This is a genomic window from Nitrosospira multiformis ATCC 25196 (assembly GCF_000196355.1).
In the GTDB taxonomy this organism is placed as follows: Bacteria; Pseudomonadota; Gammaproteobacteria; order Burkholderiales; family Nitrosomonadaceae; genus Nitrosospira; species Nitrosospira multiformis.
Window position 1 is genome coordinate 2836715 of the sequence record NC_007614.1, and the last position, 22425, is coordinate 2859139.

Here is a 22425-nt window from a genome sequence, read left to right on the forward strand (position 1 = left end):
TTCATCCTGCAACTGAATTTGGGAATCCAGAATACGAGGCTCATGCTTTCCCCTATACCGGTTACAACCTGCAATCGCGAGAAGATTCCCGCAATTCGATTATTTGAATCCAGGAATGTGAAAAACCATAAGTAACTCAGCAGCATCGACTATAGGAGAAAATCAGATGAAAGGTGTGACACGGGAAGTCATTACGGCAATGATGCTGACAATAGCATTGGGGGGTTGTGCGCAAAAGCCGCCCGCCCCGAAAGTGGAGGAGCAGGCCCAGAAATACAGTGACGGTGAACTGCCGCTGCCGGATAACTATAAAAGCTGGCCCAAATTTCTATCCGAAGTACAGCGTCCGGACAATAAGCAAGTCCGTGAAATCTATATCAATCCCACCGGTTACGAGACCAAGATGGGAGAGGCTTTCCCTAATGGAACCATTACGGTGATGGAAATCTATAAGGCAGGCGAGGCGGCTGACGGAACGCCGCTCAAGGGACCGGACGGCAAGCTCGTCAAAGGGGAATTGCAGAAGATCGGCGTCATGGCGAAAGGAGCCGGGTGGGGTGAAAGCGTACCGCCAGAACTCAGGAATGGAGACTGGGTATATTCAATGTATATGGCGGACGGTAAAACTAAAGCGTCCGATGATCTCAATACCTGCCGCGGGTGCCACCTGCCTTTGAAAGACAAAGATTATATTTTCCGCTACGACGAGTATTTCCAGAAGCGGGCAAGCTGATCGGCATCGACGTATTGAACCACCCATTAAAATTGGGTATTGAAACTGTTTCAGGAAGCAACCTCTGCATTCCGCCGCCGGGCCCCCTCGGCGGCAAAACAACGAGCAAGTTCATTTAAGGCAGTCCGATTACATCCTGCTATCCTGCCGGCCCTCGTTTCTGTCAGTCCCTTTTCTTTCGGTTATCCTGTTAAGTGGGGGACCGGTACCAGTATCGCTCCCTCTCGGCTTTATGTCGGGGCGCATAGCCGTTACCGGAACTGGAATGTTCTTTGCGCCGTGCCGTATTGCATATCAAAATAGACTGAGCTGCGCAGATAAACGGGAGAGATTAATTCAGCTTGCCATGACACTGTTTATATTTCTTTCCTGAGCCACAGGGACATGGATCATTACGCCCGATCTTTTCTCCCTGGCGGACGAACGGCTGATGTTTCTGCGGATGCTCGCGGCCTTCGATATCTTCTCCAATACTCTCGGGACTTTTTTCTTCACCCAGCGCTTCTTCAAAAGCAGCGTGATGGTACTGCACATTGACTGGGGCGTGGTGGGTTTCCGCCACGGCTTCCACCTGTTGCTCACTTCTGATCTGGACTGCCATGAGCGTCTTGCTGACTTCCGCCTTGATTTCTTCGAGCATGGACGTGAAGAGTTCAAAAGCTTCGCGCTTATATTCCTGCTTGGGATTTTTCTGCGCATATCCACGCAGATGAATTCCCTGGCGCAGGTGATCCAGTGAGGCGAGATGCTCGCGCCAGTGCATGTCAAGGCTTTGCAGCATGACCGCACGCTCGTACTGATGCATGATAGGCGCTCCCACTTGCTCCACTTTGCCGGAGTAGAGCGCATTCGCCGCCTCTATGATGCGCTGATGAAGGCTATCCTCATGTAAATCCGGTTCCTTTTCCAGCCATTCCCGCAAAGGCAGGGTCAGGTGATACTCGGCGGCCAGCGCCTTCTCCAGCCCGGAAATGTCCCATTCCTCCTCGACACTTTGCGGCGGCACATGGAGTGCGATGAGATTGCGCAGCATGTCTGCCCGCATCGCGGTTGTCGTTTCGGTTATATCTTCCGACTCAAGCAGTTCATTGCGCTGCTGATAGATGACTTTGCGCTGGTCATTGGCAACATCATCGTACTCCAGCAGTTGCTTGCGTATGTCGAAGTTGCGCGCTTCCACCTTGCGTTGCGCGTTCTCGATTGCGCGCGTCACCCAAGGGTGTTCAATGGCTTCTCCCTGAGGCATGTTGAGCCGCTGCATGATGCTCGCTACCCGGTCGGAGGCAAAAATGCGCAACAACGCGTCCTCCAGCGATAGATAAAACCGGCTGGAACCGGGGTCTCCCTGGCGGCCGGATCGGCCACGCAACTGATTATCTACGCGACGCGATTCATGGCGTTCGGTACCGATGATATGCAACCCTCCTTTTTCCAGCACTTCATCATGAAGGGTCTGCCACTGCTGTTGCAGTTCCGCAATCCGTTCTGTTTTCTCTGATTCGCTCAGGCTTTCATCGGAGCGAATGCGCTCGAATTCAGGTTCGGGATTGCCGCCCAGCACGATGTCCGTGCCCCGGCCGGCCATGTTCGTAGCAATGGTGATCATTTTCGGGCGCCCCGCCTGGGCAACGATTTCCGCCTCCCGTGCGTGCTGCTTCGCGTTCAGCACCTGATGCGGCAATTTCTCGCGAGTCAACAGGGAGGAAAGCAGTTCGTTGTTTTCAATCGAGGTGGTACCCACCAGAACAGGTTGCCCTCTCTCCTGACAGTCCTTGATGTCCGCGATAATCGCCTGGTACTTTTCGTCCATCGTGCGGAATACCTGGTCCATCCGATCGACACGTATCATGGGACGGTGGGTCGGAATAATCACGGTTTCCAGTCCGTAAATCTGCTGGAATTCGTAAGCTTCGGTATCGGCGGTGCCGGTCATGCCCGCCAGTTTCTCGTACATCCGGAAATAATTCTGGAAAGTGATCGAGGCGAGCGTCTGATTCTCCTTCTGGATGGTAACGCCTTCCTTTGCCTCCACTGCCTGATGCAAGCCTTCGGACCAGCGCCGGCCTGCCATGAGCCGTCCGGTAAACTCATCGACGATAACGACTTCGCCATTCTGAATTACGTAGTGCTGGTCCCGATGAAACAAGGCGTGCGCGCGCAGACCGGCGTAAAGGTGGTGAACGAGATTGATATTGGCGGGATCATACAGGCTTGTTCCGGAAGGAAGCAGTCCGCTCTGGACCAGCAGTTTTTCCGCATGCTCGAACCCCGCCTCGCTCAACAATACCTGCTGGGCTTTCTCATCCACGCTAAAATCCCCGGGACTGTCCTCATTTTCCTGCCGGACCAGTTTTGGAATCAGCGCGTTCATGCGCACATAAACGTCCGTGTTGCCTTCCGCTTGCCCCGAAATGATCAAAGGAGTACGTGCCTCGTCGATCAGGATGGAGTCGACCTCGTCGACAATGGCAAAATTGAGCACACGCTGCACCCGCTCGAGCGGATGAGTCACCATGTTATCGCGCAGGTAATCGAATCCGTATTCGTTGTTGGTGCCATAAGTTATATCGGCTGCATAGGCCGCCTGCTTGTCGCCATGATCCATCTGGGACAGAATCACGCCTACGCTGATCCCCAGGAATCGATAGATGCGGCCCATCCATTCAGCATCGCGCTTTGCCAGGTAATCGTTCACGGTGACGAGGTGCACACCCTTGCCCGCCAGCGCATTGAGATAAGCAGGCAAGGTGGCCATCAGGGTCTTGCCTTCACCTGTCCGCATTTCGGCAATCTTGCCGTCGTGAAGCACCATGCCGCCGATCAACTGCACATCGAAATGACGCATTCCGAGCACGCGCTTGCCTGCTTCTCGCACGACTGCAAATGCCTCGGGCAGCAGCATATCCAGATCGGCTCCTTCCCCGATGCGCTGCCTGAACTCTTCGGTCTTTCCACGCAATTCCGCATCGCTCAGCGCCCCGATCTTCGCTTCCAGCGCATTGATCGCCGTCACGTTCTGTGAATACTGCTTGATGAGCCTGTCGTTACGGCTCCCGAACACTTTTTTGAGCAGATTGTTGAGCATGAAAATTCTATTTCTATTAAGCGATCGTCAAAAAAATAGGGGGTGAGGTTTTTTCGGCCTCACCCCCCACTGCAAAGTATTTATCCCGGCTCAACCCGGCATCTTCAGGAACCGTGACGGATTTTGGGGCGAGCCCCTATGCCTGACTTCAAAGTGAAGATGCGGACCGGTAGAGCGGCCTGTGCTGCCCACTTCCGCAATCTTCTGTCCACGAACCACCACTTGGCCCACCTTCACCAAGCGCTTGGAGGCATGAGCATAGCGGCTGACAAAGTCATTGCCGTGGTCAACATCAATCATATTACCATACTCAGGATGATAATCGGAATACACTACCACGCCCCCCGCCGCTGAGAGAATGGGCGATCCGGCAGGCATGATGAAATCGATACCTTCATGAAAATGACGCTTTCCGGAAAAAGGATCGATACGCAGGCCGAAACCGGAGGAGTATGCCTTTCCCTCTACCGGCATTGCCGATGGAAGAAACTTCTTCCTGAGCCTGTCCTGCATCAGCAATGAATCCAGGGCATCGAGCTTGTCGGTGCGATCATCCAGCGTCCGTGCCAGCTCCTGTATCTGGCTGTTGAATTCGGTAAATGAGATATCCTGTAATTGCTGTGTAGACAAGGTTCCTCCCTGCCCGGGATTCTGGTTGAACAGGTATTCCTGCGGCTTCATGCCGGCCAGCTCTGCCAGTCGCACGCCAACGGAATCGAGTCGCAGCAGCTGGGCCTGCATCTGGCCCATCTTGATCGCCATGGCATTGAGGCTGTCCCGCAGATAGGACTGCGTTTTCTGTTGCTCCTCCTGCTGTGCACTTAAAACTAGTGATCGCAATGTAGGACTGTCGATCTTGTCTGCATAGCGCAGGGATATATAGTTGAGTACCATCGCCATCAGCATGGAAGCAAAAAGGAACCCTAAAACCACGAGCGTAAGATGTTTAGCGGTTAGAGTCAGGGTTTTTGCTTTTGCCGAATTATTGGAAATTAGAATAATATTCATCTTCTCCCCTAATCGTGATTCAGCCATGACTGCCCGCAAGATCGATTTCTACCTTGGGACCCTGAGGCTGACGCCCGAGCATCAGCGGTTATTCAATCACGTGGAAAAGTTAACCGAGATGCAACGGGCATTTAAGAAAATTATGCCCCTTAACCTGGGCAAGCACTGCGCTTTAGGTGGCTTCTCTGAAGGAAGCCTGACAATTTGCGCGGATAACGGTGCGATTGCTGCAAAACTCAGGCACATGCTGCCATCATTATTATTAAAGCTTCAGGCAGCCGGGTACGAGGTTACTGCAATTCGGATTGCTGTGCAAGCAAATTACAGCGACATTCGAGGAAATGATTTCCCCGACAAAAAACGCCAAATAGATAAAGGGGGCATCAGGAGCCTCAATGTCCTGGCTGCGGGTCTGGAAGATTCGCCATTGAAAACCGCGTTGGAGTCGCTTCTGGAAAAACAGGGACGGAGGCTCTGAAAGAAAAGGCAAGGCCTTGTTCTATCCCTGGAATCCGAAAAAAACCGCGAGCCAACCAAAGGGGAGCAAAATCGGAAGAGAACAAGGACAGAAGGAGGGATATTCCGCGATCACGTTGAAATGAGCAAATTGCCGCCCATGAACGAGCGCTGGGCTGAACGCTACCCAGGCGAAGGAAAATATCCATCCCAGGAAATAGCGGGTCGCTCAGTTTGCCGAGACGACCTGCAAGAAAAACTCCCGATGATTACAATCTGTTCTGTCCATCTGCGCTTCTGAACGTGCGTCCAGGCAGATCAAAAGGCAAAAATATTCAGTGCAGCCAATGCTGCTGGAGAATCCCGCTCCAGACCGGGTGTAACCGGTAGCCGTTGCTCAATCGGCCTGTTTTCTCAGGAATGCTGGAATATCCAGTATATCCACCCCTGACTGCCTCATCGCTTCGACGGCTGCATCCCGCTGCCTGTTGGTTCGGATCGAAGCAGGACCTTCCGAGTCTTTCCAGTTCATGGGGTCGATATTATCCATGGCGGCCCGCGGGTGGACAACGCTCAAGGGCTTGGGCGGAACGCGCGTGGCGCCTCCCAGGCCGACTCCGCCCAGACCGGTCGCCACCACGGTTACACGCAGATCATCATGCATGTCGTCGTCAATGACGGTTCCGACGATCACGGTAGCGTCCTCGGCGGTGAAATCCTTGATCGTGTTCATTACATCATGTACTTCGCGCATCTTCATTGCGGCGTTGGCAGTGATATTTACCAGTACCCCACGCGCACCGGCAAGATTGATATCCTCCAGCAAGGGACTTGCAACTGCCTGCTCGGCTGCGGCCCGAGCGCGATCGGGACCACAGGCAATCGCTGAACCCATCATGGCCATGCCCATTTCGGACATCACCGTTTTCACATCGGCGAAATCGACATTGACAAGTCCCGGACAATTGATCACTTCGGCAATACCGGCGACGGCGCTATACAATACATTGTTGGCCGCCTTGAATGCATCCAGCATGCTGACTTCTTCTCCCAGCACTGCCATAAGCTTGTCATTGGGAATCACGATCAGGGAGTCAACGTATTGCGCAAGCGCTTCCAGTCCCGCTTGGGCCGCTCTCACGCGCCTGCCTTCGAATACAAAAGGTTTCGTGACTACGGCGACGGTCAGAATTCCCATTTCCCTTGCAACCTGAGCCACTACCGGCGCAGCGCCTGTTCCCGTTCCGCCGCCCATGCCTGCGGTAATGAACAGCATGTCCGCCCCTTCAATCAGCTCGGCAATGCGGTCGCGGTCCTCGAGTGCGGCATGCCGTCCAATCTCTGGATCGGCGCCGGCCCCCAATCCCTTGGTGATCGTCGATCCCAACTGCACGAGGGTACGCGCCTGATTGCGCTTCAGCGCCTGTGAATCGGTATTGGCGCAAATGAAGTCGACGCCTTGCACACCGTTTTCCATCATATGATCTACGGCATTACCCCCGCACCCACCCACGCCGATGACCTTGATAACAGCTTCCTGTGTTTGTGTATCCATGATTTCGAACATCACGTACCTCCCTTTTATGTTCAAACAATAAACGTTACTCGTCGAACCCTGTCGGTATGCAATTCACTCTCGCACTCGCCAGGGGCAAAGTGTTGCTTTCAAACTCTCCATGGCGGCACGCAGCCGCCCACTCAGAAATTGACCTGAAACCAGCTTTTCATCCTGTCCAGGATTCGCGAGAATGAATTGCCCTCCAGCCTGGTTTGCTCGTGCTGTTGCAGTTGGTCCACTCCTGCGAGGATCAGGCCTATTCCAGTGGAGCATCTGGGTGTGACCACCACTTCCTCGAGACTACCGTGGTATTTGGGCAATCCCAGTCGCACCGGCATGTGAAATATCTCTTCACCGAGCTCCACCATTCCTTCCAGAGAACTGCTGCCGCCCGTGATCACGATCCCTGATGACAGCAATTCTTCGAAACCGCTGCGCCGCAGCTCGGCCTGCACGAGCGAGTATAGCTCCTCCACGCGCGGCTCGATGACTTCGGCCAATGTCTGTCTCGACAGATGCCGGACACTCCGGTTGCCCACCCCCGCCACTTCCACCATTTCGTGCGGATCGGCCATGCTGCGCAACGCGCATCCGTAGCGGCACTTGATGTCTTCGGCATCACTGGGAGAGGTGCGCAGCGCCAACGCAATATCGTTGGTAATCTGATCGCCGGCGATCGGAATCACTGCGGTGTGGCGAATGGCACCCCGGGTAAATATCGCGATATCGGTCGTACCTCCGCCGATATCCAGGAGGCAAACTCCCAGGTCTTTTTCATCTTCGGATAGAACGGCCATTGCGGAAGCAAGAGGCTGCAACACCAGGTCGCGCACTTCCAACCCGCAGCGGCGCACGCACTTCAGGATGTTCTGAACAGCCGATACCGAACCCGTAACGATATGAACCTTGACTTCGAGGCGTACGCCGCTCATGCCAATCGGTTCCAGAACATCCTCTTGCTCGTCTATGATGAATTCCTGGTTGAGCACATGGAGCACCTGCTGGTCGTTCAGTATATTCACGGCCTTTGCCGTCTCCATCACCCGCTCCACATCCTGCCGGGATACCTCCTTGTTCTTGATAGGCACCATCCCGTGCGAATTGAAACTCTTGATGTGACTCCCTGCAATACCGGTATAAACCTCGCGGATCTTGCAGTCCGCCATCAACTCCGCCTCCTCCAGCGCGCGTTGAATCGCGTTCACGGTTGCATCGATATTGACGACCACCCCTTTCTTCAGACCCCGTGACGGATGGCTTCCCATGCCGATCACGGTATATCCGCCCTCGGGCTTCATTTCAGCGACAACGGTCACAATCTTCGAAGTGCCGATATCAATGCCGACAACCAGATTTTTACCTTCACTGCCTCTATTCATTTGCCTTGCAATCCCTGCTTCCTCCCGTTTCACGGGATTCCCGGAAATCCTGCCTGTCTGTTCCTGGGGAGCTTCACTGCTATCGCGTTCCACGCGCTGCGAAACCACTGACATAACGTAAATCTACATAACTCAAACGTTGATTCAATCGCGCCACGACCAGATCGTGCGTCTGTACATAGCGCTCCAACCGCTTCTCCAAGTGCTCTCGCCCGAGCTCCAGTATCGTTCCGTTCCCGAGACGAACCCGCCATGCCCGCCGGGGTGAAAGTTCCACCTGCTCGACGTCCTGCTTCAACGGCTGTAGCAATTTGGTAAAAACCGCATGCTGATGCACCATTTCACGAACACTCTCTCTTGGTCCTTCAAATATCGGCATTGGCTCATCGGAGGTAGCATTGAATATCTCTCCCTGCCTATTGACCAGAGCACTGTCCCCCCAGTGTGCCAGCGGCACATGCTCCTCGACCACCACGTCCAGCCCATTCGGCCAGATTCGCCGAACACTTGCTACCCTTACCCAGGCCAGTTTTTCGAACGTGTGCCGCGCAGCCTCAAGATCAATGGTTAAAAAATTTCCTCCCACTTCGCGATGAACCACGTCAGAAACCTGTTCTCGCGTCACGTGCCTCAGCTCGCCGCTGCCGCTGTTGCTCCTGATATGGACTTCCTTCAGGGGCAGCAGCGGCAGATGGATCGTCCACTGGACCATAAGGTAGATCGTTGTCAGTCCCGCCAGCGTAAACAGCCAGTCCGCCACCTGGTTCAATGCCTGATGGTTATCCCACATGGGCCAGTCCCAGTATCTTCAGCACCAGCTCCTCGAAGGATATTCCTGCCGCTTTTGCCGCCATGGGAACGAGACTATGGGTGGTCATCCCAGGGGAGGTGTTCGCTTCGAGAAAATAGGGAGTGCCCGATTTATCCAGTATCAAATCCACCCTTCCCCAACCTTCGCAGCCCAACAGTCTGTGCGCCTGCAATGCCTGTTTCCGAATGAGGCACTCCTGCTCCTCGGACACGCCGCTCGGGCAGAAATACTGCGTCTTGTCCGACAGGTATTTGGCTTGGTAGTCGTACAGATCACCCTCGACCTGAATTCGCACCAGCGGTAACGCTACATCTCCGAGAATAGAAGCCGTGAGTTCGGTTCCTTCGATAAACTGCTCCGCCAGCACCATGGCATCATGGCGGGCAGCAAGATGCCATGCGGCAGCGACTTCCCCTGCTTCCCTGACCTTGCTCAGACCAATGGTGGAACCCTCTCGCGAAGGTTTTACAATCAGCGGCAGGCCCAACTCTTTTGCCACTGCATCAAAATCGCTCTGCTCATCGAGCAGGATATGGCGCGGCGTGTTGATGCCCGCGGACTGCCAGAGCAATTTGGTACGCCATTTGTCCATCGCCAAGGCGCTGGCCAGCACGCCGCTCCCGGTATAGGGAATCCCCAGCAGTTCCAGCGCGCCCTGGACTGTTCCGTCCTCACCATAACGGCCATGGAGGGCGATATGAGCGCGCGTATACCCTTGCTGCAAAAGCGCGTCCATGTGCTGTTCGGAGGGGTCGAATGGATGAGCGTCCACCCCGGAGCTGCGCAGAGCATCGAGTACGGCTTTACCGCTTTCAAGGGAAATCTCGCGCTCCGCTGATCGTCCTCCGAGGAGAACCGCGACCTTCCCGAAGTCATGACTACCCGCCATATCCACCATCCTTTCTGTAAGCAGTCCGGGAGACATGCAACTCGGGTCTGGCGGGGGTCCCGATAATGCGCACCTCCTGTTTCAGTTCGACGCCGGTCTGCTTTTTTACGGTTTCACGGACCGCAGCAATCACCGCTTCTATGTCGGAAGCGGTAGCACCCCCGGTGTTCACAATGAAATTTGCGTGGCGCGGCGAAACCATGGCGCCGCCGATACGAAACTCCTTAAGTCCGCACGACTCGATGAGTCGCGCCGCTTTGTCATTCTCCGGATTGCGGAACACGGACCCCGCATTCGGCAGGTTTAAAGGCTGAGTATGGATACGGCGGGCAAGCAACTCCTTGATCTTCTGCCGAACTGCCGCTGCATGGTCCCGCGGCAGCGCGAACCATGCGCCCGAAAACCATTCGTCCGTCAGAGAATCGTCAGGGGCATTTTCTCTGGCGCCCATCTTTTGGCTCCCACTGCTCTTCTCTGCCTTCAATGCCACGTGCCGATAGCCAATTTCGTAATTCCCAGGCGGCCGTCGGCGCAATATCCCCAAGCGGTCTATGGTTTGCACACTCGAGACGATGTCCCAGGTTTCGGTTCCATAGCATCCGGCATTCATTGCCAATGCGCCGCCCACGGTCCCGGGAATACCTGCCAGGAATTCCGCGCCCCCCAGTCCCTGCAGCGCAGCAAACCGGGCAACTTTGGCACATGCTACACCTGCACCGGCATAGATCAGCATCTGGCCCATGTCGGATTCCAGCTGTAAACCATTCAGGCGTGCGTGCAGTACAACGACGCTGCCCCGCACCCCGCCATCGCGTACCAGAAGATTGCTGCCGAGTCCCATCACATATACCGGTTCATTCCAGGGCAGGCCGCGCAGAAACGCCGCGAGATCAGGCAAATCCCCCGGCAGATAGATGCGCTCTGCACTCCCGCCCGCACGCCAGGAAGTATAGTTCTTCATCGGCTGATCATGGCGCAGTTCGCCGCGAACGCCGGCATAATCAAGAGAGAAGTTGATTTCCGACATATCCATTCAGGAACCCTGTAACAAAAGCACTGCGGGTTCCCTGTTTTCTTTCGGGCTGACGAGCAGACGCGCTTCAACCTGCGAATCCCGGGAAAGGGTGGGGGCCACTCCTCCCACCGATCCTGCTCCCATTACCAGCACCACATCCTTATCCCTGGCGATACTGTGAATCGCCTCCTCCAGTTCGTCCACCCGCTCGACAAAGATGGGTTCCACCTTGCCGAGCACGCGCAGCGACCGCGCGAGCGATTTACTGTCTGCGGCAATTATAGGCGCTTCGCCAGCGGAATAAACTTCCGTCAGGAGCAGTACATCGGCAGTGGATAGAACTTTGACGAAATCTTCGAACAGGTCGCGCGTACGCGTATAACGGTGCGGCTGAAACGCCAGTACCAGGCGGCGTCCCGGAAATGCGCCGCGCGCTGCGGCGATTGTGGCTGCCATCTCCACGGGATGGTGGCCGTAGTCATCGATCAAGGTAAAACTTCCGTTTCTACCGGTTTCGGGATCAGTGAGGGGAATTTCGCCGTAACGCTGGAATCTCCGGTCAACCCCCTTGAAATCCGCCAGAGCGCGGACAATGGAAACGTCCGGCAGTCCAACCTCATTGCACACGGCTATTGCTGCCAGCGCATTTTGCACATTATGCAAGCCGGGCAGATTCAGCACGATTTTGAGTTTTCGAGTTTTGCCGTTAACCCCTATCAGGGCGGTAAAATGCATCTGACCTTCACTGTGACGAATATCCGCGGCGCGCACCTGCGCCGTTTCCGATAACCCGTACGTGGTCACAGGCTTGGTAATAGCCGGCATGATCTCAAGTACGTGGGCATCATCCACGCAAAGCACCGCCATACCGTAGAAGGGCAGATGCTGTACAAAATCCACGAACGCCTGCTTGAGCTTGCCGAAATCATGCTCGTAGGTATCCATGTGGTCGGCATCGATATTGGTGACCACCGCCAGGACGGGCTGCAGGTGAAGGAATGAAGCGTCGGATTCATCCGCCTCCACCACGATGAACTCGCCACGACCCAGCTTCGCGTGAGAACCGGCAGCCTCAAGCCGACCCCCGATAACGAATGTGGGATCCATGCCCGCTTCCGCGAGAACACTGGTGATCAGGCTGGTAGTGGTGGTTTTGCCATGCGTACCCGCGATGGCAATCCCCTGCCGCAACCTCAGGAGCTCGGCCAGCATGATAGCGCGTGGAACCACCGGCACTTTACTCTCCCGTGCCGCGAGAACCTCCGGATTATCGGGCAGAATCGCGGTCGAGGTGACGACTGCATCCGCCGATTCCACATGAGTGCGGGCGTGACCGATGTAAACCGTCGCGCCCAGTTTTTTCAGGCGCCGGGTGGTCACACTATCATGTATATCCGAGCCGCTGATCTTGTATCCCAGATTGAGCATTACTTCGGCGATTCCGCTCATGCCGGAGCCGCCTATGCCCACAAAATGAATATGCTTAACTTTGTGTTTCATACTTTCATTGTTTACACATAAAGTACGTGCAGTTGCTGTAAGACAAAGGCAACATGACCACCTTAAACTGCAACCATTTGCATGCACGTCTCGGCCACGCACCGGGTAGCGTCGGGTTGCGCCAGTTCTCTCGCCCGGCATGCCATTTCCATAAGTTGGCCCCTGCTCATACCCACCAGCAGCTCTGCCAGTCCTTCCGGAGTCAGTTGGCTCTGGGGTAGCAATATCGCAGCCCCTTTCCCGCTCAAAAATTTTGCGTTCGTGCTCTGATGATCGTCCACGGCATAGGGAAAAGGCACCAGAATGCTGGCTACACCCGCTGCGGCCAACTCCGAGACGGTAAGTGCGCCCGCGCGGCAGATCACGAGATCACTCTCTCCATAGCGGGATGCCATATTGTCGATAAACGTAACCAGTTCACCCTCCACTCCCGCTTCGGAATAATTCTGCTTCAGCGCCTCCAGATGCCGGGCCCCCGCCTGATGCGTCACCTGCGGGCGCATTCCTTCAGGTATCCGCTTCAATGCCCGGGGTACGATGGTATTCAGGGCCTGAGCGCCCAGACTTCCCCCTACCACCAGCAGCTTGATGCTTCCGCTGCGACCCGCATACCTCTGTGCAGGCGGCGCGAGCCTGGTGATTTCGTCACGTACGGGATTACCGCAAAACACCGCTTTTTTTTCACTTTTGATCGCGTCGGGAAATCCCAGCAATACCCTGTCGGCGAGTCTCGAGAGGATTCTGTTGGCAAGTCCCGGAATGGAGTTTTGTTCGTGTATCAGCAACGGCCGCGCAAGCAGCGAGGCCATCATTCCCCCCGGAAAGGCGGGATACCCGCCCATACCCAACACCACGTCCGGCCGAACCTTCCGTATTACTCTTGCACTTTGCCAGAATGCCAGCAACAGACGCGCGGGCAGCAACAACCAGGTGCGAACGTTTTTCCCCCGCAATCCGGAGAAACGAATCGTCTCCAGGGCATGCCCCTGCTGCCGCGCCAGCGTTGTTTCCATTCCCCCTTCTGTTCCAAGCCAGACTATACGCCACCCGGCCGCCTTCAAATACTCCGCCACGGCAAGACCGGGAAATACATGCCCGCCGGTTCCCCCCGCCATAATGAGAATCGTATGGCTCAAGACGCCATTCCTGAATTTTTCATATCCGATAACCTCTCGCCAACTGCCGGTTTTCCCAATCCGCGCGCAGCAGCACCGCCAGCGAGAGACAGCTTGCAACGATGCTGCTGCCACCGAAACTCATCAACGGCAGCGTGAGTCCCTTCGGCGGGAGGACTCCCATATTCACGCCCACGTTGATGAATGTCTGCACTCCCAGCCATACACCGATACCCTGCGCCACGAGTGCGGGAAAATAACGTCCCCTGACTGCCGACTGGCGGCCAATGATGAATGCGCGCGCTATTATCCAGGCAAACAACGCCAGCACGATCAGGACACCGACGAAACCGAGTTCCTCTGCAATCACAGCCAGAAGAAAGTCGGTATGCGCCTCCGGCAGATAGAAAAGCTTTTCAACACTTCCGCCCAGGCCCACACCCAGCCATTCACCCCGTCCGAATGCAATCAGCGCATGGCTCAACTGGTATCCTTTTCCGTAGGGGTCATCCCATGGATCCAGAAACCCGAAGAAACGCTGCATGCGATAAGGGGCGTTCCAGACCAGGGCAAGAAGGCCAGCAATCAGGAAACCAATCAGCCCGGCGAATAGTTTCAGGTCCATTCCTCCCAGAAACAATATGGCCATCATGACAGTGGTAATGACAACGAAGGCGCCAAAATCCGGCTCGAGCAGCAGGAGAGCCCCTACGATGAGCGTGATGATCAGCATGGGAAGAAAACCCTTGCGGAAACTTCCCAGAAAGGCGGATTTGCGCACCGTGTAATTGGCCACGTAGATGACCATGAACAATTTCATGAATTCCGACGGTTGAAGATTCACCACCAGCAAGGATATCCAGCGGCGGCTACCATTGATTTCGCGGCCCACGCCGGGAACCAGCACCAGGGCCAGCAGGCATCCCCCCAGCAGAAACAGTTGGAAGGAATATTTCTGCCACGACTCCATGGGGACCTGGAACGCAACAACGGCCACCAGCAAACCTGCCGCGACATAGGCGGCGTGCCGGATGAGAAAATAGGTCGGGTAACCGCTGCCCTCGCCCTCGGCAATCGAAATCGAGGCGGAATAAACCATCACCAGCCCAAGGCTCAGCAGGAGTATTGCTGTCCAGATCAGGGCCTGGTCGAAATCCGCAGGCAGAACTTTCTGCTTTCCGGTACCGTACTGATAAATCATCTGATCAATGTCGTCCTGCAACCCCAGCTGAATTACCGCCTGCACGTGCGGCCTGCATGCTTCTTACCGCCGCAACGAACGCCTCCGCCCGATGCACATAGTTGTCGAACATATCGAAGCTTGCGCACGCGGGCGACATCAGGACTGCATCGCCCTCCCGCGCCAGCTGAAAACTTTTCCGCACGGCCTCTTCCATCGTTTGAGCACGATGCAGAGGCACTCCGCACTCATTTATCGCCACTGCGATTTTTTCTGCATCCCGCCCGATGAGAACAACCGCGCGCCCATGCTCGCCTATCGGGGCAGCCAGGGGTGAAAAATTCTGCGCCTTCCCATCTCCGCCGGCAATCAAAACCACGGGTTGCCCCAGACCTTTCAAAGCAGCCACCGTTGCACCCACATTAGTACCTTTTGAATCGTCGTAGAAGGTAATACCACTGAAAGCCGCCACTTTTTCAACTCGATGGGGCAAGCCCCTGAATTCGCGGAGCGCCTGTAACAAAGGCTCGAACGGGACGGCCAGGGCGCGGCATAGCGCCAGTGCCGCCAGTGCATTTGCGCAATTGTGCCGGCCAGTAATGGCGAGTTCACGCGCGTCCATGAGACGCGTGTCTCCCTGCATCAGCCAGGTGTCTCCGCCTTCGCGAAGCAAGCCGAAATCGTCGGCGCTTTGTGGCGTAGCAAGACTGAAAGTGACGTGAGGTCTACCCGCTAACGTCATTTGCCGGACGACAGGATCATCGCCATTCAGGATTTGCACACCCTCGCTGTCACCAAGAAATATCCGGGCCTTAGCAGCAGCGTATTCCTGCATGCCTGCGTAGCGGTCAAGATGATCTTCGCTTACATTCAGCACTGCGGCTGCATCCAGTCCCAGACTCTTCGTGGTTTCCAGCTGGAAGCTGGAAAGCTCCAGCACCCACGCCTGGGGCATTTTTCCAGTATCCTCCCGGCGCATCAGTGCATCCAGTACCGCAGGACCGATATTTCCCGCTACTTCGACGTCCCACCCCGCTTTTTTTAACATTGCCCCTGTCATGGCGGTCACCGTGGTCTTGCCATTGGAGCCGGTAATCCCGACGAGTTTTGGCATGCCCCCCCCCGTGCCTCCGACTGCGCAGGCAAAAAGCTCCATATCCCCGACCACCGGGATGCCTTCTTTCAGCGCCTGCTGCACAAGAGGCTCCGACAGGGGCAGACCGGGACTGATTGCGATTAAATCCACGCCGTAAAAGGCTCTGCCGGCCAGGGAACCTGTAAAAACCTCCGCCTGCGGCAGCAGGCTGTTAAACGCCCTCATGGCCGGTGGCTCGTTCCGGGTATCAGCTGCTCGCACCAGCGCTCCGCGCCGAAACAACCATTTTGCCATGGAAAGGCCGGTCTCTCCGAGGCCCAGTACCAGAACAGTTCTGCCTTGCAGGTTCATGATTTCAACTTTATCTCAGCTTCAGGGAAGACAAACCGAACAGCACTAGCATCATGGTAATGATCCAGAACCGGACCACTACCTGGTTTTCCTTCCAGCCTTTCAATTCGTAATGATGATGTAACGGCGCCATACGAAAAATGCGCTTGCCGATCAGCTTGAATGAAGCCACCTGCAGCATGACCGACAGGGTTTCCACTACAAACACGCCTCCCATGATGAGCATAACGATTTCCTGTCGCACTATCACTGTCACGATTCCAAGTGCCGCACCCAAGGCAAGCGCTCCGACATCTCCCATGAAGACTTCCGCCGGATAAGCGTTAAACCACAGGAAAGCAAGTCCCGCCCCCGCCAGAGCACCGCAGAAAACCGCGAGTTCACCGGCCTGGGGGATATGAGGCATACCGAGATATTTTGCGAATACCGCATGGCCGGCCACATAGGAAAAAATCGCCAGAGCGCTGCTGATCATCACGGTAGGCATGATAGCGAGACCATCCAACCCGTCGGTCAGGTTTACCGCATTGCTGGTACCGACGATGACGAAATAGGTGAGCGCCACGAATCCTGTCACGCCAAGCGGGACGGCCACCTGTTTGAAGAAGGGAACTATCAGGGTTGTCTGCGCGGGCAGTTCGGCCGTCAGCACCAGGTAGAGCGCCACCAGGATCGCAATGGCCGATTGCCAGAAAAGTTTCGCCCGGGCGGAAAGTCCTTTCGGATTGCGATATACCACCTTGCGGTAATCATCCACCCAACCGATCATGCCGAAACCGAGGGTTGTGATCAGGACAATCCACACGTAGCGATTGCTGAGATCCGCCCAGAGCAAGGTGGTAATGGCGATAGAGACGAGTATCAGCGCTCCACCCATGGTGGGTGTGCCCGCCTTGACCAGATGTGTCTGGGGTCCGTCGTCGCGAACCGCCTGGCCGATTTTGTAGGCGGTGAGCTTCCGTATCATCGCCGGACCCACGATAAACGAGATTATCAGCGCGGTGAGCGCAGCCAGAACCGTACGCAATGTAATGTAACTGAACACGTTGAGCAGGCGGATGTCTCCGGCAAACCATTGAGCAAGCTCTAGCAGCATGGCAGCCATCCGTGTGAAATGCCCCGGGATTTACCAGACTCACCGAAGAGGACTATGACGTCGATAACTGGATTCGCGGCCTGTAAACTCATAACCCGGCTTCCAGACGCTTTACGACTCGCTCCATCTGCATGAAACGCGACCCTTTGATCAGTAGGGTGACATCCGGGCCTGGCAACGTTTCTATATTTGCCAGCAGATCCTCCATTTTTCTGAAATGGCGAGCTCCGATGCCGAACTTTTCCGCCGCGTATGCACTCAAATCTCCCAAAGCCATGAGTTCGTCTATCCCCGCAATTCTCGCTTCGTCACCGATCTGTTCATGAAACTCTCTTCCTTTGTCGCCCAGTTCTCCCATGTCCCCCAGCACCAGGACTTTTTTACCTTCCGCCCTTGCAAGCACCGCCAGGGCCGCCCGTACCGAATCGGGGTTGGCGTTGTAACAATCATCGATCAACGTCGCGCCGCGCACACCGCATTTCCTTTGCATTCTTCCTTTCACTCCGCCAAATGTGCTCAATCCCGATGCGATCGTCTTCAAGGACACACCGACGGCTACGGCCACGGCCGCGGCAGCCAGCGCATTTCGCACGTTATGTTCGCCCGGTACCTGCAGAGTCGTCTCCTCGACCCCTTGAGGTAAAATCAGTGTTATTTGCGCGCCGGAAAAAGTCAGTTTGTAGTCTGCACTTACTTTTGCCTTACTCTTCAGACCAAAATCGATTATTTGCCTGTTACCCGCAAGTTCACGCCACAGTCTATTGTGTGGATCATCTGCATTGATAACCGCTATTCCCTGCTGGTCGAGTCCTTCAAAGATCTCGCCCTTTGCGCGAGCGACTGCTTCAACTGACCCAAGTCCCTGAATGTGCGCATCGCCGGCATTGGTGATGAGCGCTACCGAAGGCTTTGCAAGGCGGGAAAGGTATGAGATTTCGCCTGGATGGTTCATGCCCATCTCTATGACCGCATAGTGATGCCGCTCACGTAATCGCAAAAGTGTGAGGGGCATCCCTATATCGTTGTTGAGATTGCCCTGGGTTGCCAGCACTGCATCCGGAGCATCCGTTCGCATCTCCTCCGGCGCCTGCTCCGCGGCGCGCCTTAAAATGGAGGCAATCATCTCCTTTACAGTCGTCTTGCCATTACTTCCCGTTACTGCAACTAGGGGTATGGTGAAGCGCGCGCGCCAGTATGCCGCCAGTTGCCCTAATGCCAGCCGTGTATTCTGCACCCGTATCAGCGGAATCCCGTATTCCTGATCCCCGGTCAGCCTGTCCTGCTGCACCAGGGCCCCCATAGCGCCCCTGTCCCGTGCCTGGACGATAAAATCATGACCATCGAAGTTGGGACCGACCAAAGCAACAAACAGCTCCCCTCGTGCAAGTGCGCGGCTATCCGTGCTCACCCCCGTGAAATCGATCTTGCCCGCAACCATCCGATCATGGCGCCCCCCCGCCAAGGTTGCGGACAGAACCTGGGCCGCCTCCTGCAAACTCATCATATCTGCGCCTGCGCTTTCTCCGTGATCAATGCTTTTCTCGCCACCTCTGCATCGCTGAAAGGAAACTTTTTACCACCTGCCTCCTGCCAGGTTTCGTGCCCCTTACCCGCGATCAATACGACATCACCCTTATGCGTGCCCCGTATGGCGCGATGAATCGCAGCTGCCCGATCCTTCTCGATGCGATGATTGGCGGCAGCTCCAACGGCGATGCCACGAATAATGGAATCCGGATCCTCGCTTCGTGGATTGTCACTGGTGATGATGGCTTCATCAGCCAATCGGGTCGCCACTTCCCCCATCAATGGACGCTTGCCTTGATCGCGCTCGCCCCCGCAACCGAATACGCAGACGAGCCTTCCTGATCCCGTCTCCGGCTTCCCGCCAGGGAAACCGGCGTCCACCGCTTCCCGCAGCGTGGTCAATACCTTTTCCAGCGCGTCCGGAGTATGAGCGTAATCCACAACGATGAGGGGTTCATCTCCTTCCCCACCTATCTGCTGCATGCGACCTGCTACAGGCTGGACTTTCTGCAAGGCTCGGACCGCTTCCGGGAAAGCGATACCGCTTGCAAGCAGGGTAGCGAGCACTCCTAACAAGTTGGAAGCGTTGAAGCTGCCCAGCACTTCCGCTTTGAATTTCAGACATTCCCCTTCAAATTCAATGTCGAATTCCAGCCCCGCCATGCTTGCCCTGAGATTGCGACCCCATACCCTCCTGAAGGAGCCAGGATTGGGGTGCGCGCTTACCGGATCGGTAAACCCATAGCCGATCATGCCGGTTCCAGTTCCTTCCAGATCGTGCAAAAGCTGCATGCCAAATACGTCGTCGAGGTTCAGCACGGCATACTTGAGCCCCCTCCAGTGAAACAGCCGCGCTTTGGCAGCTGCATACACTTCCATGGTACCGTGATAATCGAGGTGATCGCGCGAAAGATTGGTGAGCATGGCAACTGCAAACGTTGCTCCGTTTATCCGTCCTTGCACAATCCCATGCGACGAGACTTCCATTGCCACGCATTCCGCGCCCCGCCGCAAAAAATTAGCTATTTTAGCTTGCAATAACACTGAATCGGGGGTGGTATTTGCAGAAAATTCCATTTCTCCGGGAAAACCGGCGCCCAGCGTGCCGATGACTGCGGCTTTACGATCGAGTGCCGCCATCGCCTGGACAATCCAGTGGCTGCAGGATGTTTTGCCATTCGTTCCCGTCACTCCGATCAGCCATAGCTTTTGTGAGGGATGATCATACAAATAGTCTGCGATGAATCCCGCCTCGGATTTCAAATCCGGGACTGGCAGGTTAGGTGTTTTCCATTCCGGGTCCCATGCAAAGCCATCGCGTTCCCACACTACTGCGCGGGCACCCCGCTCTATCGCGTGCGGAATGAATTTACGTCCATCCGTTTTTTCTCCGCGATAGGCCAGAAAAGTATCCCCCGGTTTCACGGTGCGGCTGTCAACCGCAAGATGCTCCATCCTGACACCGAGCCGGTCAAGCGCATGGAAATCAAAACCGGCTCCCGGGCGGCCGGGACATTCCGATATCTTCCTGTCCGACCTGGAACTCATACATCACCCTTGTTGTCCTTGGGCGGGGCAGCTGTCAGGGAGGTCATATTGCCCCCCGGCGCATCGTGTGGCACGTTCTGCATATGCAGGATGCCGTGCATCACCCGGCTGAAAACCGGCGCGGCCACCGTACCTCCGTAATATTGTCCGGCTGATGGCTCGTCCAGCATCACTGCAATGACATATCTTGGATTCGAAACGGGCGCATAACCGACAAAGGTCGAAAGATAGCGGTTTTTTGCATAGCCTCTGCCTTCCAGCTTGTGCGCGGTACCAGTCTTCCCCGCCACCCGATATCCGCTGACCTGCGCCTGTGGAGCGGTACCCCCTGGCTGCGCCACCATCTCGAGCATGCGGCTCACGGCCAGCGCTGTATCGCGTGAAATCGCGCGCTTGCTGACGGGAGCCGAGTCGAGCTTCAGCAGCGATACCGGTTTTATTTCACCTTCCGCGGCAAAAATCATATAAGCGCGAGCGAGCTGCATCAGGCTCACTGCAATACCGTGACCATACGACATGGTCGCCTGCTCGATGGGACGCCAGGTTTTATAAGGCCGCAGCTTGCCGCTCACCTCGCCCGGGAAACCGGAGCCCGGCAGCTCTCCGAATCCTGCTCCATTCAGCATTTCCCACAGTGTTTGTGGTGGAAGCGACAGCGCGATCTTCGCTGAACCGACGTTGCTGGATTTCTGGATCACCTGCGTGACGGTCAAGGCCTCTGTCCTGTGCGCATCGCGTATGGTCGCCTTACCTATGGTGAATGAGCCCGGCGCGGTTTGAAATACAGTGTCCGGGGTGATTCTCCCTGCTTCCAGCGCTGCCGCTACGGTGAACGGCTTGAGCGTGGAACCCGGCTCGAACATATCGGTGACGGCCCTGTTACGCGACTGCGCACTATTCCTGTTGGACCGGTTGTTCGGGTTGTAGGTCGGGAGATTCACCAGAGCCAGGACTTCGCCTGTCTTCACATCGAGTGCCACCAGGCCGCCGGCCTTGGCCTTGTGGGTTTCCACCGCCTGCTTCAATTCACGGTAGGCGAGGTACTGTATTTTGCTATCTATCGACAGCGCCATGTTCTGGCCCGGCTTCGGTGCCCGGATGCTTTCGACGTCCTCGATGATATGGCCTTTGCGATCCTTGATGACTCGGCGGCTTCCCGGCTTGCCAGCAAGCTCATCCTGCCAGGCCAGCTCGATACCCTCCTGCCCCCTGTCGTCCAGATCGGTGAACCCGAGGACGTGCGAAGTCAGGTCTCCCGCAGGGTAGTAGCGCCGATACTCGCGCTTGAGAAATATGCCGGGGATTTTCAGTTGAACGACGCCGGCTGCCACGGCTGGGGACAGATGCCGCTTCAGGTATACGAAATCGCGTCGGGACGCCGCCCGGGAACCTTGGGAGGCTCCTGCCAGTCCGCCCAGGCGCTTGTGAAGCTCGTCCGCATCCATATCGATCAGATCCGCGAGCCTGCTTAACTGCTCGGGGGTGGCAACCACATCCTGAGGACTCAGCCATACGGATTCCACGGGAGTGCTTATTGCCAGGGGCTTGCCGTACCGATCGGTGATCATTCCCCTGTTTGCGTTCATCTCGAGCACTCGGCCATAACGCGATTCGCCCTTCTGCTGCAAAAACCCGTTGTTCATTCCCTGCAGATAAGCAGCGCGTCCCCCCAGCCCGGCGAATCCAAGCAACAATAAACCCACCAGGAGGCGTGAGCGCTGGGCGGGCAGGATAACAGGCGGCTTTTGATTGGCTTTCATGATTTCGATGCTTCCTTGGAGTCGGTCGAATCGACAGGTTCCCCCAGGGGCTGACTCAAGGGTATGGTCTGGATACGCTTGGGGTCCGGCAAGCGCATCTGCAGCTGCCCCGTGGCAATTTTTTCAATACGGGCATGCGTTGCCCAGGTGCTTTGCTCAAGCTGCAACTGCCCCCATTCCTCCGCCAGCTGCCCCGCCAGTTGCTGCTCCTTTTCCAGTTCCACAAACAGCTTGCGCGCCTTGTGCTGTGAAGTCACAACACTCAGCGCGCAAGCGATGAGAATTAAGGTCAACAAAATATTTATTCTGATCACACCA

The 22425-nt window shown here is 55.9% G+C and carries 18 protein-coding genes; 2 read left to right on the top strand and 16 right to left on the bottom strand.

Translation table 11 applies throughout. The features are described from left to right. Positions 1 to 166: 166 nt before the first annotated feature. Positions 167 to 733: a cytochrome P460 family protein gene (locus NMUL_RS12960; protein WP_011381772.1), complete on the top strand. Its 567-nt coding sequence runs from the start codon at positions 167 to 169 to the stop codon at positions 731 to 733. Between the two features lie 331 nt (positions 734 to 1064). On the opposite strand, the gene secA is transcribed toward NMUL_RS12960, so the two are convergent. Together secA and NMUL_RS12970 are read right to left on the bottom strand one after the other, a co-directional pair. Then, on the bottom strand, positions 1065 to 3818 hold the full coding sequence (secA, locus tag NMUL_RS12965; RefSeq protein WP_011381773.1) for a preprotein translocase subunit SecA: 2754 nt from the start codon (positions 3816 to 3818) through the stop codon (positions 1065 to 1067). A gap of 90 nt (positions 3819 to 3908) precedes the next feature. Beyond that, complete coding sequence (locus NMUL_RS12970; protein ID WP_308457444.1) at positions 3909 to 4712, bottom strand: M23 family metallopeptidase; 804 nt, start codon at positions 4710 to 4712, stop codon at positions 3909 to 3911. On the opposite strand from NMUL_RS12970, the gene NMUL_RS12975 reads away from it, so the two are divergent. After that, positions 4702 to 5304: a DciA family protein gene (locus NMUL_RS12975; RefSeq protein WP_308457443.1), complete on the top strand. Its 603-nt coding sequence runs from the start codon at positions 4702 to 4704 to the stop codon at positions 5302 to 5304. The two genes, NMUL_RS12970 and NMUL_RS12975, sit on opposite strands and share 11 nt — an antisense overlap. A gap of 375 nt (positions 5305 to 5679) precedes the next feature. On the opposite strand, the gene ftsZ is transcribed toward NMUL_RS12975, so the two are convergent. From ftsZ to ftsL, 14 genes are all read right to left on the bottom strand, one after another. Next, positions 5680 to 6849 (bottom strand): cell division protein FtsZ, encoded by a 1170-nt coding sequence (gene ftsZ, locus NMUL_RS12980; protein WP_011381776.1) that lies wholly within the window; start codon positions 6847 to 6849, stop codon positions 5680 to 5682. Between the two features lie 131 nt (positions 6850 to 6980). Then, positions 6981 to 8219 (bottom strand): cell division protein FtsA, encoded by a 1239-nt coding sequence (ftsA, locus tag NMUL_RS12985; protein WP_011381777.1) that lies wholly within the window; start codon positions 8217 to 8219, stop codon positions 6981 to 6983. Positions 8220 to 8298: 79 nt separating this feature from the next. Continuing rightward, positions 8299 to 9009, bottom strand: a complete 711-nt coding sequence (locus NMUL_RS12990) for a cell division protein FtsQ/DivIB (protein ID WP_011381778.1) — start codon at positions 9007 to 9009, stop codon at positions 8299 to 8301. Then, positions 8999 to 9919: a D-alanine--D-alanine ligase gene (locus NMUL_RS12995; RefSeq protein WP_011381779.1), complete on the bottom strand. Its 921-nt coding sequence runs from the start codon at positions 9917 to 9919 to the stop codon at positions 8999 to 9001. Before NMUL_RS12995 ends, NMUL_RS12990 begins: the two co-directional genes overlap by 11 nt. Further along, positions 9909 to 10952, bottom strand: coding sequence for a UDP-N-acetylmuramate dehydrogenase (gene murB / locus NMUL_RS13000; protein WP_011381780.1), 1044 nt, complete (start codon positions 10950 to 10952; stop codon positions 9909 to 9911). The genes NMUL_RS12995 and murB overlap by 11 nt, the downstream gene beginning before the upstream one ends. Next, positions 10953 to 12434, bottom strand: coding sequence for a UDP-N-acetylmuramate--L-alanine ligase (gene murC / locus NMUL_RS13005; RefSeq protein WP_041352622.1), 1482 nt, complete (start codon positions 12432 to 12434; stop codon positions 10953 to 10955). Positions 12435 to 12496: 62 nt separating this feature from the next. Further along, the gene (gene murG, locus NMUL_RS13010) at positions 12497 to 13570 is read right to left on the bottom strand and encodes an undecaprenyldiphospho-muramoylpentapeptide beta-N-acetylglucosaminyltransferase (RefSeq protein WP_011381782.1); all 1074 of its coding nucleotides are present in this window, start codon (positions 13568 to 13570) and stop codon (positions 12497 to 12499) included. A gap of 19 nt (positions 13571 to 13589) precedes the next feature. Beyond that, the gene (ftsW, locus tag NMUL_RS13015) at positions 13590 to 14750 is read right to left on the bottom strand and encodes a putative lipid II flippase FtsW (RefSeq protein WP_011381783.1); all 1161 of its coding nucleotides are present in this window, start codon (positions 14748 to 14750) and stop codon (positions 13590 to 13592) included. A gap of 4 nt (positions 14751 to 14754) precedes the next feature. Then, complete coding sequence (murD, locus tag NMUL_RS13020; protein ID WP_011381784.1) at positions 14755 to 16176, bottom strand: UDP-N-acetylmuramoyl-L-alanine--D-glutamate ligase; 1422 nt, start codon at positions 16174 to 16176, stop codon at positions 14755 to 14757. Between the two features lie 10 nt (positions 16177 to 16186). After that, on the bottom strand, positions 16187 to 17272 hold the full coding sequence (mraY, locus tag NMUL_RS13025) for a phospho-N-acetylmuramoyl-pentapeptide-transferase (RefSeq protein ID WP_041352624.1): 1086 nt from the start codon (positions 17270 to 17272) through the stop codon (positions 16187 to 16189). Between the two features lie 88 nt (positions 17273 to 17360). After that, the gene (locus NMUL_RS13030; protein ID WP_041352625.1) at positions 17361 to 18776 is read right to left on the bottom strand and encodes a UDP-N-acetylmuramoyl-tripeptide--D-alanyl-D-alanine ligase; all 1416 of its coding nucleotides are present in this window, start codon (positions 18774 to 18776) and stop codon (positions 17361 to 17363) included. After that, the gene (locus NMUL_RS13035; protein ID WP_011381787.1) at positions 18773 to 20347 is read right to left on the bottom strand and encodes a UDP-N-acetylmuramoyl-L-alanyl-D-glutamate--2,6-diaminopimelate ligase; all 1575 of its coding nucleotides are present in this window, start codon (positions 20345 to 20347) and stop codon (positions 18773 to 18775) included. The genes NMUL_RS13030 and NMUL_RS13035 overlap by 4 nt, the downstream gene beginning before the upstream one ends. Beyond that, positions 20344 to 22107, bottom strand: a complete 1764-nt coding sequence (locus NMUL_RS13040) for a peptidoglycan D,D-transpeptidase FtsI family protein (RefSeq protein WP_011381788.1) — start codon at positions 22105 to 22107, stop codon at positions 20344 to 20346. The genes NMUL_RS13035 and NMUL_RS13040 overlap by 4 nt, the downstream gene beginning before the upstream one ends. Next, positions 22104 to 22421: a cell division protein FtsL gene (gene ftsL / locus NMUL_RS13045; protein ID WP_011381789.1), complete on the bottom strand. Its 318-nt coding sequence runs from the start codon at positions 22419 to 22421 to the stop codon at positions 22104 to 22106. Before ftsL ends, NMUL_RS13040 begins: the two co-directional genes overlap by 4 nt. Between the last annotated feature and the right edge of the window lie 4 nt (positions 22422 to 22425).

Coding starts and splice junctions, on each gene's coding strand:
- NMUL_RS12960 (WP_011381772.1), top strand. CDS start 167: ATGAAAGGTGTGACACGGGAAGTCATTACGGCAATGATGCTGACAATA.
- secA (WP_011381773.1), bottom strand. CDS start 3,818: ATGCTCAACAATCTGCTCAAAAAAGTGTTCGGGAGCCGTAACGACAGG.
- NMUL_RS12970 (WP_308457444.1), bottom strand. CDS start 4,712: ATGGTACTCAACTATATATCCCTGCGCTATGCAGACAAGATCGACAGT.
- ftsZ (WP_011381776.1), bottom strand. CDS start 6,849: ATGTTCGAAATCATGGATACACAAACACAGGAAGCTGTTATCAAGGTC.
- ftsA (WP_011381777.1), bottom strand. CDS start 8,219: ATGAATAGAGGCAGTGAAGGTAAAAATCTGGTTGTCGGCATTGATATC.
- NMUL_RS12990 (WP_011381778.1), bottom strand. CDS start 9,009: ATGTGGGATAACCATCAGGCATTGAACCAGGTGGCGGACTGGCTGTTT.
- NMUL_RS12995 (WP_011381779.1), bottom strand. CDS start 9,919: ATGGCGGGTAGTCATGACTTCGGGAAGGTCGCGGTTCTCCTCGGAGGA.
- murB (WP_011381780.1), bottom strand. CDS start 10,952: ATGGATATGTCGGAAATCAACTTCTCTCTTGATTATGCCGGCGTTCGC.
- murC (WP_041352622.1), bottom strand. CDS start 12,434: ATGAAACACAAAGTTAAGCATATTCATTTTGTGGGCATAGGCGGCTCC.
- ftsW (WP_011381783.1), bottom strand. CDS start 14,750: ATGATTTATCAGTACGGTACCGGAAAGCAGAAAGTTCTGCCTGCGGAT.
- murD (WP_011381784.1), bottom strand. CDS start 16,176: ATGAACCTGCAAGGCAGAACTGTTCTGGTACTGGGCCTCGGAGAGACC.
- mraY (WP_041352624.1), bottom strand. CDS start 17,272: ATGCTGCTAGAGCTTGCTCAATGGTTTGCCGGAGACATCCGCCTGCTC.
- NMUL_RS13030 (WP_041352625.1), bottom strand. CDS start 18,776: ATGATGAGTTTGCAGGAGGCGGCCCAGGTTCTGTCCGCAACCTTGGCG.
- NMUL_RS13035 (WP_011381787.1), bottom strand. CDS start 20,347: ATGAGTTCCAGGTCGGACAGGAAGATATCGGAATGTCCCGGCCGCCCG.
- NMUL_RS13040 (WP_011381788.1), bottom strand. CDS start 22,107: ATGAAAGCCAATCAAAAGCCGCCTGTTATCCTGCCCGCCCAGCGCTCA.